Origin of the sequence: Kluyvera sp. 142486 (genome assembly GCF_046569695.1) — a bacterium.
Lineage (GTDB): Bacteria > Pseudomonadota > Gammaproteobacteria > Enterobacterales > Enterobacteriaceae > Kluyvera.
In genome coordinates, this window is the sequence record NZ_JBKHUI010000003.1 from 310,980 (window position 1) to 324,787 (window position 13,808).

Sequence of the window (13,808 nt, forward strand, 5' to 3'; positions counted from 1 at the left end):
AAAAAGGGCGACCACGTCGCCCTTAACATCAATTTTCTAACGCCGCTTTCTGCGTCGTGATAATAGATTCGATTCCCCCTCGGGCTAACGCCAGCAGGGTGAGTAACTCTTCGTGGCTGAACGGCTCGCCCTCGGCGGTGCCCTGAACTTCAATAATGCGCCCGTCTTCGGTCATCACCACGTTCATATCGGTTTCTGCCGCCGAATCTTCAACGTATTCCAGGTCGCACAGCGCTTCGCCGTTCACGATACCTACGGAAACCGCCGCGACCATCCCTTTCATTGGGTTGGTTTTCAGCTTACCCGCAGCAACCAGTTTACCCAGCGCATCGGCCAGCGCCACGCAAGCACCGGTAATGGACGCCGTACGCGTGCCGCCATCAGCCTGGATAACGTCGCAGTCCAGCGTTATGGTGAATTCACCCAGCGCCTTCAGATCTACCGCCGCGCGCAGCGCACGAGCAATCAGACGCTGAATTTCCATGGTACGACCGCCCTGTTTGCCTTTCGCCGCTTCACGTGCATTACGCGTGTGGGTAGCACGTGGCAGCATGCCATACTCGGCGGTGATCCAACCCTGGCCCTGACCTTTCAGGAAACGTGGTACGCCTTCATCGATAGAAGCAGTACACAGCACTTTGGTATCACCAAATTCGACCAGCACGGAGCCTTCAGCGTGTTTTGTATAATTACGGGTCAGGGTGACGGGACGCACCTGGTTAGCACTACGACCTGCTGGACGCATGATAGATATCTCCGGCTTGAAACGAATGTGGCGCGCATTATACACAAAATCATTCAAGCTGTATCAAGGCGGCAAGGGCGCTCCCCCTCGGAGTGTACTAAACAGAGACGGCTTGAAGGATGAAGCGTATACGGATTAACGGCGCTTATTTCTATCCTCATAAGCCCCCGGAGGCTATAATCCCCCCATCTCTCCTTTAAAAACAGGAACGTCTATGATCCGCAGCATGACCGCCTATGCCCGCCGTGAAATCAAGGGCAGTTGGGGCAGCGCCGCTTGGGAACTGCGCTCTGTTAACCAGCGTTATCTCGAAACCTATTTCCGTCTGCCGGAGCAGTTCCGCAGCCTTGAACCCGTTGTCCGTGAACGTCTGCGCACCCGCTTAACGCGAGGTAAAGTAGAGTGCACCCTGCGTTTTGAGCCAGATGCCAGCGCGCAAGGCGAACTAATCCTCAATGAAAAACTGGCAAAACAATTGGTTAGCGCCGCGAACTGGGTCAAAATGCAGAGCGATGAAGGGGAAGTTAACCCTGTCGACATTCTGCGCTGGCCGGGCGTGATGGCCGCACAGGAGCAGGATCTGGACGCTATCGCCGCCGAGATCCTCAATGCGCTGGACGGTACGCTGGACGACTTCATCGTTGCTCGTGAGACCGAAGGTCAGGCGCTGAAAGCCCTTATTGAACAGCGTCTGGAAGGCGTCAGCGGCGAAGTGACCAAAGTCCGTGCCCATATGCCGGAAATCCTGCAGTGGCAGCGCGACCGCCTGGTTGCCAAGCTGGAAGACGCGGAAGTTCAGCTTGAAAATAACCGTCTGGAGCAGGAACTGGTGCTGATGGCCCAGCGTATCGACGTTGCCGAAGAGCTGGATCGCCTCGAAGCGCACGTGAAAGAGACCTATAACATCCTGAAGAAAAAAGAGGCGGTTGGCCGCCGTCTGGACTTCATGATGCAAGAGTTCAACCGCGAGTCGAATACCCTGGCGTCAAAATCGATCAATGCGGACGTAACCAACTCAGCTATCGAATTGAAGGTACTGATCGAACAAATGCGCGAGCAGATTCAGAACATCGAATAATTTGAATCAGTTACTTTAAAATTTATGCCCGCCATTGCGCGGGCATTTTTAATTCAGGTAGTTTCTTTTTCCCCAAGTAAATTGCATCATTACCCACCCTTATATAAAGGGTGATTATGGAATGAGGCGATACACAGGACGCTTTTAACCAGATATTTTCCACCTTCATCTATATCCTTTCAGATGACAGGGCTATCTGCTTATGCGTTCAGATATCGAACTAATTATATCTTAAGCATTGGTGGCTAGACTGGCCGCCTCCATCACAAATAAAGCTAAACCTATGCAATTCACGACTACTCAGAGTACACCAGCCTTTAGCTGGAAAGCCCTTGGCTGGGCCGTATTGTATTTTTGTTTCTTTTCAACGGCATTACAGCTTGTTATCTACGCCACAGGCTACAGTGGCTCTACCGGCTTAAGGGATTCTATCCTCTTTAGCTTATTATGGCTGGTGCCAGTATTCCTATTCCCGAAGAAGACTCGCATCATTGGCGCCATTATTGGCGTTGTGCTCTGGGCAGCGTCGCTAGCTGCTATTAGCTATTACGTTATTTATGGTCAGGAGTTTTCGCAAAGCGTTTTATTTGTGATGTTTGAGACCAACACCAACGAAGCTGGTGAGTTCTTAAGCCAGTATTTTAGCCTTAAGATTGTCCTGGTTGCGGTGGTCTACTCTATTGTTGCCGTGCTGCTCTGGACGCGCCTGCGTCCGGTTTACATCCCAACACCCTGGCGCTGGCTCGTCTCCTTTGCTCTGCTCTATGGGTTGATCCTGAACCCGCTGGCAACCGGCGTGCTGATGAAAGGCAAACCTGTTGCGGACGTACTGGATGGCATGTCGACCCGCCTTGCTCCTGCAGCTCCCTGGCAGTTTATTACTGGCTACTACCAGTATCACCATCAGTTAGACAGCCTGACCAGGCTGCTCAATGATAACCACGCGCTGCCGCCGCTGGCCAACCTGAAAGACAGCTCAGGAAATGCCCCTCGTACTCTGGTGCTGGTCATTGGTGAATCCACGCAGCGTGGGCGTATGAGCCTTTATGGCTATCCGCGCGAAACCACGCCTGAGCTGGATGCACTGCACAAGTCAGATCCTAACTTCACCGTTTTCAATGATGTAGTGACCTCGCGCCCTTACACCATTGAGATCCTGCAGCAGGCGCTAACCTTTGCCAACGAGCAGAACCCAGACCTGTACCTGACTAAACCATCGCTGATGAACCTGATGAAACAGGCGGGCTATAAAACCTTCTGGATAACCAACCAGCAGACGATGACCTCACGTAACACCATGCTGACCGTGTTCTCAAAACAGACCGACCAGCAGTTCTATATGAACCAGCAGCGTACTCAGAGCGCCCGTGAATACGATTCTAACGTTCTGGCACCGTTTAAACAGGTTCTGTCAGACCCGGCACCGAAGAAGTTTATTATCGTGCACCTGTTAGGTACGCATATTAACTACGATTACCGTTACCCGGAAAACTGGAATAAATTCTCGGGCAAAACCGACACGATGCCAGCTGGGTTAAGTAAGGATGAGCAGAGCACGTACAACAGCTACGATAATGCCAACCTTTACAACGACTACGTTGTTTCTACCCTGATTAAAGACTACAAAGCAACGGACCCAAATGGTTTCCTGCTGTACTTCTCTGACCACGGGGAAGAGGTTTATGACACGCCGCCGCACCAAACGCAGGGCCGTAATGAGCTTGCACCAACGCGTCATATGTACACCATTCCGTTCCTGCTGTGGACGTCAGAAAAATGGCATCAGGATCATCCTCGCGATTTCTCTCAGGATGTTAACCGCAAATACAGCAGCTCCGAGCTTATTCATACCTGGTCCGATCTGGCAGGATTGAGCTATGACGGTTTCGAGCCAACCCGCGCGTTGACCAGCCCGCAGTTTATTGAAGCCACACGCTGGATTGGCAACCCATACGATAAGAAGTCGTTGACCGATTACGACAAACTGCCGTATGGCGAGCAGAAAGGTAATCAGTAACGTCCCGTAAGCCGCTCCGTATGGAGCGGCTTTTTACGCTTTATCCCACACATCATTTTTTACGTAATGGCTTACATTTTCTAATCATAAAACCCATTAACCAATTCTATAAAACTCACCACTACAGTATTCATACGTAGTTTATGAATTAGTTTTTCTTATTCAAATGTGCTCACCTTAGAAAAACTCAATCGTGACATGGCGCACAAATCGCTACCCTCCTGTCATTCTTGTTGGGAGCGAACATGTTACTGCACATCCTTTACCTTATCGGCATCACCGCAGAGGCGATGACCGGAGCCCTGGCTGCCGGGCGCCGCCGCATGGATACCTTTGGCGTTATTATCATTGCCACCGCCACTGCGCTGGGCGGGGGTTCCGTCCGTGACATGCTGCTTGGCCACTACCCGTTAGGCTGGGTACAGCATCCCGAATACATCATTACCGTTGCTATTGCTGCGGTACTGACCACCATTGTGGCTCCGGTCATGCCGCATCTGCGCCGCCTGTTTTTGGTTCTCGATGCCGTGGGTCTGATTGTCTTTTCAATCATTGGCGCGCAAATCGCGCTGGATATGGGAGAAGGACCCATTATCGCCGTCATCGCCGCCGTCATCACCGGTGTATTTGGCGGGGTACTGCGCGATATGTTCTGTAAGCGCATTCCGCTAGTCTTCCAGAAAGAGCTTTATGCCGGTATCTCGTTTGCGGCCGCCGTGCTGTACGTGGCGCTTCAGCAGTACGTTAGCAATCATGATGTGGTGGTGATCTCCACGCTGCTCTTCGGTTTTACCGCAAGGATGCTAGCGCTCAGGCTCAAGCTTGGGCTTCCGGTATTCCACTACCGGCACGAAACGCACTAGTTAAACCCCGCAATCCCGAGCGCGTTCAGCTTTTCAACAAGCGAGCCAACCGCGGGGTCATGAAGAAATGTTGTCAGGCTACGCGCTTTCTCCGGGCCGATGCCTGGCAACGTTTTCCAGCGTTGCTCATCGCGAGCAAGTAGCTGTCGCCAGGTACTATCGTCAAGCGCCTTTAAGGCCGCGTTCGGCAGCGGCACGCCTAGTGCTTTAACCCAGCGGCGAAAGGGCTGCTGGCGCGTCATATCAAAGCGGTGCCACACCTGCTGCGCTCGCTCTGCCGTCATGCCAGGGGTGGACTGAAGCTGAGCTAGCGTGAGCCCAAGCCAGGAGAAGATGTGCTCAAACGAATGTGCCGTCGCAAGCCGCTGCCACCCAACCTCTCCGACTCCTTCGATATCGAGCACCGCTGGCGATCCGAGCCAGGCAAGGCGCGCTAAGAACTGCTCCCGGCACGCAACCGTACGGTAAAAACAGGTGAGTGAGTTAAAGTCTGCCGCAGGTGGCTCTGGTTTTGTTCGTTCAAGCGCACGCCAGACCACGCTTTCCAGCCGCGGGATGCCTTGCCCGGCAAGACTAATCAACAGTTGATCGCCTGCGGTAATATCCAGGCTCTGCCAGCGCGCCACCGAACCTATATTGACCCGCTGTACCCGCTTATCGTCGAGCATGATGGGTTGCAAGTCAGCCACCACAGAAATCTTTCCGGTACGACCTATAGCAAAGTGAATACCGCTGACTTCTGCCACCTGCGACACCGGCTGATACTTCCAGGCGACAACCCAATCCCCCTGCGTTGGCAACCATCGGCTTCCTTCAGGTTCTTTTCCCATTCGAACCACCACGCCATCCGTTGCAAAGGGCAGCGGCTCGTTAAACCAGCGTGAGCGCCACTCTGCAACCTCCTGGGCACTCGATACTGAATGGCTATAGCGCGTGACAAATTCAAATCCGGACGCGGCAAGGATGTTCAGCCGCTCGCGCATTGAGGCTGGGCCATCAGGCCATGCCCAGATAAACAACGACAGCGCGGAAAGTGACTGGCTATTGCTCTGACGCATCAGCATTCCCGCCACCTTTGAGCGCGCGTTCATTCCCCCCATTTTTTTCTGTACATGCCCTTCGGCACGCAAAAATATTTCGCCTTGCAGGACGCTATTTGCCAGCGCTCCGCTGATATTTTGTGGAATAGCGGGAATGTGCCGAGCTTTTTCCGTCCAGTCTTCTCCACTTAGCCCATCACCCCGGCTGATAGCTTGTTTCAGCTGTCCATTCTGATAGACCAGGGTGACCGCCACACCATCCACTTTCGGCTGTACCCACAGCCCCTCCCGAGCCTTCATCCACTCACCCATCGATCTGGCATCCGCCAGCTTACGTACGCCCGTATGCGCTACCGGATGCTCCATCGTTTTACCGAGCGGTAACAGGCTGGTTTGCTCCCCGGTGGTCATGCCAAAGCAGCGCTGCCACTGGGTAAGACGCGCAGAGAGTTGGTCATATACGCCGTCGCTAACCTCACTCACTCCTTGCCGCCAGTAAACTTTATTCCACCCGCTAATCTGGGCTTCGAGCTGCGCTATCTCCTGCTCCGCCCTACTGGGCGACCAGGCAGGACAGGCCGCCTGTACCTGCAACGTGAACAGCATCCCCACGCCAATCATCCATGCTCTCATGCTCTTCCCCTCGCTAACGAATAGCCTCTTTGTAGCGCAGCGCTTTTCACCCTGCGATAAGGGATTCTGCGTTTCTCGAGCCGGATTCCGGGAAAACGAGTTTGTTGCAGCAACACAAGGAGAAATCAGGAAAACGGTACGCAAAATGAAAGAAACTGGCGCAAAAAGTGTGACAAAGGCTACGTCGCGTGGCGGCGCCGTGTATAATAGGCTCGTATGTAAGTTCTCTTTCGATAATCACATACAAAAGACACTCATGGCTCAAGGCACGCTCTATATTGTTTCCGCCCCTAGTGGCGCGGGTAAATCCAGCCTGATTCAGGCTTTATTGAAAACCCAACCGTTGTACGACTCCCAGGTATCTGTTTCACATACCACGCGCGCGCCGCGTCCGGGTGAAGTGCACGGTGAACACTATTTCTTTGTGAATCACGATGATTTCAGAACGATGATTGGCGAAGGGGCATTCCTGGAACACGCAGAAGTCTTTGGCAACTATTACGGCACCTCGCGTCAGGCGATTGAGCAGGTACTGGCGACCGGCGTTGATGTCTTCCTTGATATCGACTGGCAGGGCGCTCAGCAAATCCGTAAAAGCATGCCGGGTGCGCGCAGCATCTTTATTCTGCCGCCATCCAAAATTGAACTGGATCGTCGCCTGCGCGGCCGCGGCCAGGACAGCGAAGAGGTGATCGCAAAACGTATGGCTCAGGCAGTTGCAGAAATGAGCCATTACGCGGAATATGATTACCTTATCGTCAATGATGATTTCGATACCGCACTGGGTGATTTTAAGACCATCCTCCGGGCGGAACGTCTGCGTATGAGCCGCCAAAAGCAGCGACATGACGCTTTAATCAGCAAATTATTGGCAGACTGAACCCACTTTCAGTATCATGCCCAGTCCATCACTATCTGTGGAGCATTAAAGTATGGCACGCGTAACTGTTCAGGACGCTGTAGAGAAAATTGGTAACCGTTTTGACCTGGTACTGGTCGCCGCGCGTCGCGCTCGTCAGATGCAGGTAGGCGGAAAGGATCCGCTGGTTCCAGAAGAAAACGATAAAACCACCGTTATCGCACTGCGCGAAATCGAAGAAGGTCTGATCAACAACCAGATCCTCGACGTGCGTGAGCACCAGGAACAGCAAGAGCAGGAAGCCGCTGAATTACAAGCTGTTACCGCTATTGCTGAAGGTCGTCGTTAATTACAATAGCGGGTCGCCCTTGTATCTGTTTGAGAGCCTGAATCAACTGATTCAACATTACCTGCCGGAAGACCAGATTAAGCGGCTTCGGCAGGCCTATCTCGTTGCACGTGACGCTCACGAGGGGCAAACACGTTCAAGCGGTGAACCCTATATCACGCACCCGGTAGCGGTGGCCTGCATTCTGGCCGAGATGAAACTCGACTATGAAACGCTGATGGCTGCTCTGCTGCATGACGTGATTGAAGATACCCCTGCCACCTACCAGGACATGGAGCAACTCTTTGGTAAAAGCGTTGCTGAACTGGTAGAGGGGGTCTCTAAACTTGATAAGCTCAAGTTCCGCGATAAGAAAGAAGCCCAGGCCGAAAACTTTCGCAAAATGATTATGGCGATGGTGCAGGATATCCGCGTCATCCTCATCAAGCTTGCCGACCGCACCCACAACATGCGCACGCTGGGCTCATTACGCCCGGACAAACGTCGCCGCATCGCCCGTGAAACCCTCGAAATTTACAGCCCGCTGGCCCACCGTTTAGGTATCCACCACATCAAGACCGAGCTCGAAGAGCTGGGCTTTGAAGCGCTGTATCCAAACCGTTATCGCGTGATTAAAGAAGTGGTGAAAGCCGCGCGCGGTAACCGTAAAGAGATGATTCAGAAGATCCTTTCTGAAATCGAAGGGCGTTTGCAGGAAGCGGGAATTCCGTGTCGCGTCAGCGGTCGCGAGAAACATCTGTACTCTATCTACTGCAAAATGGTGCTGAAAGAGCAGCGTTTTCACTCGATCATGGATATCTACGCCTTCCGCGTTATCGTCCACGATCTGGATACCTGCTACCGCGTACTGGGCCAGATGCACAGCCTGTACAAGCCGCGTCCGGGTCGCGTTAAAGACTACATCGCGATACCAAAGGCCAACGGATATCAGTCCCTGCACACCTCGATGATTGGGCCACACGGTGTCCCGGTCGAAGTCCAGATCCGTACCGAAGACATGGATCAAATGGCAGAGATGGGTGTTGCCGCGCACTGGGCCTACAAAGAACACGGTGGCGAAAGCAGTACTACCGCGCAAATCCGTGCCCAGCGCTGGATGCAAAGCCTGCTGGAACTGCAGCAGAGCGCCGGTAGCTCGTTTGAATTTATCGAGAGCGTTAAATCCGATCTCTTCCCGGATGAGATTTACGTTTTCACCCCGGAAGGCCGTATTGTCGAACTGCCCGCTGGCGCTACGCCGGTGGATTTTGCCTACGCCGTGCATACCGATATCGGTCATGCCTGCGTGGGCGCGCGCGTCGACCGTCAGCCCTACCCGCTGTCGCAGCCGCTCTCCAGCGGCCAGACGGTAGAAATCATCACCGCGCCGGGCGCACGCCCGAACGCCGCATGGCTCAATTTTGTCGTCAGCTCAAAAGCACGCGCCAAAATCCGTCAGATGCTGAAAAACCTCAAGCGCGACGACTCCGTCAGCCTGGGTCGCCGTCTGCTGAACCACGCGCTGGGCGGTAGCCGCAAGCTTGCGGAAATTCCGCCGGACCATGTTCAGCGCGAACTCGATCGTATGCGCCTTGCCACTCTTGACGATCTGCTAGCCGAAATCGGCCTGGGCAACGCCATGAGCGTGGTGGTGGCGAAAAACCTCCAGCAGGGTGAAGCTATCCCGTCCGCACCAGGTGCTTCCGGGCATAGCCATCTGCCGATTAAAGGCGCAGACGGCGTGCTGATCACCTTCGCGAAATGCTGTCGTCCAATCCCTGGTGACCCAATCATCGCCCACGTCAGCCCGGGTAAAGGGCTGGTTATTCACCATGAATCCTGCCGTAACATTCGCGGCTATCAGAAAGAACCTGAGAAGTTCATGGCGGTGGAGTGGGACAAAGAGACGGCGCAGGAATTTATCACCGAAATTAAGGTCGATATGTTCAACCATCAGGGTGCGCTGGCCAACCTGACGGCGGCCATCAATACCGCGGCATCCAATATTCAAAGTCTGAATACGGAAGAAAAAGACGGCCGCGTTTATAGCGCCTTTATCCGCCTGACCGCGCGCGACCGCGTGCATCTGGCGAATATCATGCGCAAAATTCGCGTGATGCCGGACGTCATCAAAGTCACCCGTAACCGAAACTAACTTTTTACACAAAATCATTCGAATTGCATCACAAAGCGTTTTAACGCTTTGAACAGCGCTTGCGCTGGCCCCGAAGGGGTGAGGCGATAAGCCGAATAACGAGGCAAGCGAATGAGTCCCCAGGAGCGTACAACAGTACGTGACTGGGGTGAATGAGTGCGGCCAACGCCGAGGCAATTTGAAGGATGAAGTGTAAATGAATTCACAGCGTTATGCGCGTATTCGTGAGATGCTCGCCAGGCGTCAGACTGACCTGACGGTCTGCATGGAAGAGGTCCACAAACCTCATAATGTCTCGGCGATCGTGCGTACTGCCGATGCAGTAGGCGTACACGAAGTTCACGCGGTCTGGCCCAGCACCCGAATGCGCCCTATGGCATCCGCGGCGGGCAGTAACAGCTGGGTACAGGTGATAACCCATCCCACCATCGGCGATGCGGTCGGCCATTTAAAGCGCCATGGTATGCAAATCCTGGCAACCAACCTGTCAGACAAATCAGTCGATTTCCGTGAAATCGACTACACCCGCCCAACCTGCATTCTGATGGGGCAGGAAAAAACCGGTATCACCCAGGAAGCGTTAGCTCTCGCAGACCAGGACATCATCATCCCGATGATCGGCATGGTGCAGTCGCTCAACGTTTCCGTCGCCTCTGCGTTGATTCTCTATGAAGCCCAGCGCCAGCGTCAGAACGCCGGCATGTACCGCCGCGAAAACAGCATGCTGCCGGCCGAAGAGCAGCAACGTCTGCTGTTTGAAGGCGGCTACCCGGTGCTGGCACACGTTGCCAAACGCAAAGGCCTTCCTTATCCCCACGTCAACGAGCAAGGCGAAATTGAAGCCGATGCCACGTGGTGGTCCACTATGCAGGCTACGGAGTAACCGCCATGCAAAGCCGTCTGCTGGATGCCGTTCCGCTCAACACATTGACCGGCGTAGGCGCCGCGCAGAGCAATCGGCTGGCGAAAATTGGTCTGCACACGGTGCAGGATTTGCTCCTGCACCTACCGTTACGCTACGAAGACCGCACCCAACTTTATCCTATCGGTGAACTGCTTCCCGGCATCTACGTGACCGTGGAAGGCGAAGTCCTGAACTGCAACATCACCTTCGGCGGCCGCCGGATGATGACCTGCCAGATTAGCGACGGCACCGGCATCCTGACCATGCGCTTCTTCAACTTCAACGCGGCGATGAAAAATAGCCTCGCCACCGGGCGACGCGTGCTGGCCTATGGTGAAGCGAAGCGCGGCAAGTACGGCGCGGAGATGATCCACCCGGAATACCGCGTACAGGGTGACCTCAGCGCGCCGGATTTGCAGGAGACCTTAACGCCGGTCTATCCCACTACCGAAGGCATCAAGCAGGCGACGCTGCGCAAACTCACCGACCAGGCGCTGGATTTACTCGATACCTGTGCCATCAGCGAGCTGTTGCCGCCGGAACTGGCACAGGGGATGATGAGCCTGCCGGAAGCGCTGCGCACGCTGCATCGCCCGCCACCGTCGCTCCAGCTTGCCGATTTAGAAACCGGTAAGCACCCCGCTCAGCAGCGTTTAATTCTTGAAGAACTGCTGGCGCACAATCTCAGCATGCTGGCCTTACGCGCGGGTGCGCAGCGTTTTCACGCTCAGCCTCTCAGTGCGAATAGCGAGCTGAAAGATAAGTTTCTGGCCAATCTGCCGTTTAAGCCTACCGGCGCACAGGCGCGCGTAACGGCCGAAATTGAACACGATATGGCGCTGGATATACCGATGATGCGTTTGGTGCAGGGCGACGTCGGTTCCGGTAAAACGCTGGTTGCCGCACTGGCAGCGCTGCGCGCCATCGCCCACGGCAAACAGGTGGCTCTGATGGCGCCGACCGAACTGCTCGCCGAACAGCACGCCAATAACTTCCGCAGCTGGTTTGAGCCACTCGGCATTGAAGTCGGCTGGTTAGCCGGTAAGCAGAAAGGCAAGGCGCGTCAGGCGCAGCAGGAAGCTATTGCCAGCGGTCAGGTGCAGATGATTGTCGGCACTCACGCTATTTTCCAGGAGCAGGTGCAGTTTAACGGCCTGGCGCTGGTGATCATCGACGAACAGCACCGTTTTGGCGTCCATCAACGCCTGGCGCTGTGGGAGAAAGGCCAACAGCAGGGCTTCCACCCGCATCAGCTGATCATGACCGCCACCCCCATTCCGCGCACCCTGGCGATGACCGCCTATGCCGATCTGGATACCTCGGTGATTGATGAACTGCCGCCAGGACGAACCCCGGTCACAACGGTCGCCATCCCGGACACCCGTCGCCATGACATCATCGACCGCGTACGCAACGCCTGCACGACCGAAGGCCGTCAGGCTTATTGGGTCTGTACGCTGATTGAAGAGTCTGACCTGCTGGAGGCCCAGGCAGCGGAAGCCACCTGCGAAGAGCTGAAGCTGGCGCTGCCGGAGCTGAATATCGGCCTCGTCCACGGGCGCATGAAGCCCGCCGAGAAACAGGCCGTTATGCAGGCGTTCAAACAGGGTGAGCTACATCTGCTGATTGCCACTACGGTCATTGAAGTCGGCGTCGACGTCCCTAACGCCAGCCTGATGATTATTGAAAACCCGGAGCGTCTGGGGCTGGCACAGCTGCACCAGCTCAGAGGCCGCGTAGGCCGTGGCGCAGTGGCATCGCACTGCGTACTGCTCTACAAAGCGCCGCTGTCGAAAACAGCACAAATGCGCCTGCAGGTGCTGCGCGACAGCAACGACGGCTTTGTGATTGCGCAAAAAGACCTCGAGATCCGTGGCCCTGGCGAACTGCTCGGCACGCGCCAGACCGGCAACGCCGAATTTAAGGTTGCCGACCTTTTGCGCGATCAGGCAATGATCCCCGAAGTTCAGCGCCTGGCGCGTCATATTCACGACCGTTATCCACAGCAGGCCAATGCCCTGATTGAACGCTGGATGCCGGAAACCGAACGTTATTCCAACGCGTAGCGATACCCACAGCCCCGCAGGGGCTGTGCTAAACTTCGCACAATTTCACTTCCCTGGACGAGTTTGTAATGAGACGAGAACTGGCTATCGAATTTTCGCGCGTCACCGAAGCGGCGGCGCTGGCAGGCTACAAATGGCTGGGTCGCGGCGATAAGAACACCGCCGACGGCGCGGCGGTCAACGCCATGCGTATTATGCTCAACAAGGTCAACATTGACGGCACCATCGTCATTGGCGAAGGCGAAATCGATGAAGCGCCAATGCTCTATATCGGCGAGTCCGTCGGTACCGGGAATGGCGATGCGGTGGATATCGCCGTCGACCCGATCGAAGGCACCCGCATGACGGCGATGGGCCAGGCGAACGCGCTGGCAGTGCTGGCGGTGGGCGATAAAGGCTGCTTCCTCAACGCCCCTGACATGTATATGGAAAAGCTGATTGTCGGCCCTGGCGCAAAAGGCACTATCGACCTGAATAAACCGCTGGAAGAGAATCTGCGTAACATCGCTCGTGCGCTGGATAAGCCGCTGTCCGAATTAACCGTCACCATTCTTGCTAAGCCGCGTCACGACGAGGTTATCGTTGAGCTGCAAAAGCTTGGAGTACGCGTCTTTGCGATACCTGATGGCGACGTGGCGGCCTCTATCCTGACCTGTATGCCGGATAGCGAAGTCGATGTGATGTACGGCATCGGCGGCGCACCGGAAGGCGTGGTCTCTGCCGCCGTCATTCGCGCGCTGGATGGCGATATGCATGGCCGTCTGCTGGCCCGCCATCACGTCAAGGGCGACAGCGAAGAGAACCGCCGCATCGGTGAAAACGAGCTCGAGCGCTGCAAGGCGATGGGCATTGAAGCAGGCGTCGTCCTGACCCTCGACGACATGGCGCGCAGCGACAACGTTATCTTCTCCGCCACCGGCATCACCAAAGGCGACCTGCTGGACGGCATTACCCGCAAGGGCAATATCGCCACCACCGAAACGCTGCTGATCCGCGGAAAATCACGCACCATTCGCCGTATTCAGTCTATTCACTACCTCGATCGCAAAGACACTGAAATTCAGCGTCACATTCTCTAAATCATTTGATCAATAGAGCTTTCCAGCCCTTTCGGGCTGGA

Annotated in this window: 11 protein-coding genes; 9 read left to right on the forward strand and 2 right to left on the reverse strand. The window is 55.1% G+C overall.

Going from position 1 to position 13,808, the window contains the following annotated elements:
• Window positions 1-28: 28 nt before the first annotated feature.
• Entirely contained in the window at window positions 29-745 is a 717-nt protein-coding gene (gene rph, locus ACLGE8_RS05570; protein ID WP_123651034.1) for a ribonuclease PH, read from the reverse strand.
• Between the two features lie 214 nt (window positions 746-959).
• On the opposite strand from rph, the gene ACLGE8_RS05575 reads away from it, so the two are divergent.
• From ACLGE8_RS05575 to ACLGE8_RS05585, 3 genes are all read left to right on the forward strand, one after another.
• Window positions 960-1,823, forward strand: coding sequence for a YicC/YloC family endoribonuclease (locus ACLGE8_RS05575; RefSeq protein WP_185667492.1), 864 nt, complete (start codon window positions 960-962; stop codon window positions 1,821-1,823).
• Window positions 1,824-2,106: 283 nt separating this feature from the next.
• The gene (locus tag ACLGE8_RS05580) at window positions 2,107-3,840 is read left to right on the forward strand and encodes a phosphoethanolamine transferase CptA (protein WP_410997056.1); all 1,734 of its coding nucleotides are present in this window, start codon (window positions 2,107-2,109) and stop codon (window positions 3,838-3,840) included.
• Between the two features lie 245 nt (window positions 3,841-4,085).
• Window positions 4,086-4,703 carry a trimeric intracellular cation channel family protein gene (locus ACLGE8_RS05585; RefSeq protein WP_333495434.1) on the forward strand — a complete coding sequence of 206 codons (618 nt, stop codon included), beginning with the start codon at window positions 4,086-4,088 and terminating at the stop codon, window positions 4,701-4,703.
• Here the strand turns inward: ACLGE8_RS05585 and ligB are convergent.
• Window positions 4,700-6,376 carry an NAD-dependent DNA ligase LigB gene (gene ligB, locus ACLGE8_RS05590; RefSeq protein ID WP_410997058.1) on the reverse strand — a complete coding sequence of 559 codons (1,677 nt, stop codon included), beginning with the start codon at window positions 6,374-6,376 and terminating at the stop codon, window positions 4,700-4,702. The two genes, ACLGE8_RS05585 and ligB, sit on opposite strands and share 4 nt — an antisense overlap.
• 256 nt (window positions 6,377-6,632) lie before the next feature.
• On the opposite strand from ligB, the gene gmk reads away from it, so the two are divergent.
• The 6 genes from gmk (at window position 6,633) to glpX (ending at window position 13,767) form a co-directional block, all read left to right on the forward strand.
• Window positions 6,633-7,256: a guanylate kinase gene (gene gmk, locus ACLGE8_RS05595; RefSeq protein ID WP_035895845.1), complete on the forward strand. Its 624-nt coding sequence runs from the start codon at window positions 6,633-6,635 to the stop codon at window positions 7,254-7,256.
• A gap of 52 nt (window positions 7,257-7,308) precedes the next feature.
• Window positions 7,309-7,584, forward strand: coding sequence for a DNA-directed RNA polymerase subunit omega (rpoZ, locus tag ACLGE8_RS05600; RefSeq protein WP_080214308.1), 276 nt, complete (start codon window positions 7,309-7,311; stop codon window positions 7,582-7,584).
• A gap of 19 nt (window positions 7,585-7,603) precedes the next feature.
• The gene (gene spoT, locus ACLGE8_RS05605) at window positions 7,604-9,718 is read left to right on the forward strand and encodes a bifunctional GTP diphosphokinase/guanosine-3',5'-bis pyrophosphate 3'-pyrophosphohydrolase (RefSeq protein WP_410997060.1); all 2,115 of its coding nucleotides are present in this window, start codon (window positions 7,604-7,606) and stop codon (window positions 9,716-9,718) included.
• Between the two features lie 196 nt (window positions 9,719-9,914).
• Window positions 9,915-10,601, forward strand: a complete 687-nt coding sequence (trmH, locus tag ACLGE8_RS05610; RefSeq protein WP_410997062.1) for a tRNA (guanosine(18)-2'-O)-methyltransferase TrmH — start codon at window positions 9,915-9,917, stop codon at window positions 10,599-10,601.
• 5 nt (window positions 10,602-10,606) lie between these two features.
• Window positions 10,607-12,688: an ATP-dependent DNA helicase RecG gene (gene recG, locus ACLGE8_RS05615; RefSeq protein ID WP_410997064.1), complete on the forward strand. Its 2,082-nt coding sequence runs from the start codon at window positions 10,607-10,609 to the stop codon at window positions 12,686-12,688.
• 68 nt (window positions 12,689-12,756) lie between these two features.
• Complete coding sequence (glpX, locus tag ACLGE8_RS05620; RefSeq protein WP_410997066.1) at window positions 12,757-13,767, forward strand: class II fructose-bisphosphatase; 1,011 nt, start codon at window positions 12,757-12,759, stop codon at window positions 13,765-13,767.
• The last annotated feature ends 41 nt before the right edge of the window (window positions 13,768-13,808 follow it).

Coding starts and splice junctions, on each gene's coding strand:
- ligB (WP_410997058.1), bottom strand. CDS start 6,376: ATGAGAGCATGGATGATTGGCGTGGGGATGCTGTTCACGTTGCAGGTA.
- ACLGE8_RS05580 (WP_410997056.1), top strand. CDS start 2,107: ATGCAATTCACGACTACTCAGAGTACACCAGCCTTTAGCTGGAAAGCC.
- ACLGE8_RS05585 (WP_333495434.1), top strand. CDS start 4,086: ATGTTACTGCACATCCTTTACCTTATCGGCATCACCGCAGAGGCGATG.
- rph (WP_123651034.1), bottom strand. CDS start 745: ATGCGTCCAGCAGGTCGTAGTGCTAACCAGGTGCGTCCCGTCACCCTG.
- ACLGE8_RS05575 (WP_185667492.1), top strand. CDS start 960: ATGATCCGCAGCATGACCGCCTATGCCCGCCGTGAAATCAAGGGCAGT.
- glpX (WP_410997066.1), top strand. CDS start 12,757: ATGAGACGAGAACTGGCTATCGAATTTTCGCGCGTCACCGAAGCGGCG.
- trmH (WP_410997062.1), top strand. CDS start 9,915: ATGAATTCACAGCGTTATGCGCGTATTCGTGAGATGCTCGCCAGGCGT.
- gmk (WP_035895845.1), top strand. CDS start 6,633: ATGGCTCAAGGCACGCTCTATATTGTTTCCGCCCCTAGTGGCGCGGGT.
- rpoZ (WP_080214308.1), top strand. CDS start 7,309: ATGGCACGCGTAACTGTTCAGGACGCTGTAGAGAAAATTGGTAACCGT.
- recG (WP_410997064.1), top strand. CDS start 10,607: ATGCAAAGCCGTCTGCTGGATGCCGTTCCGCTCAACACATTGACCGGC.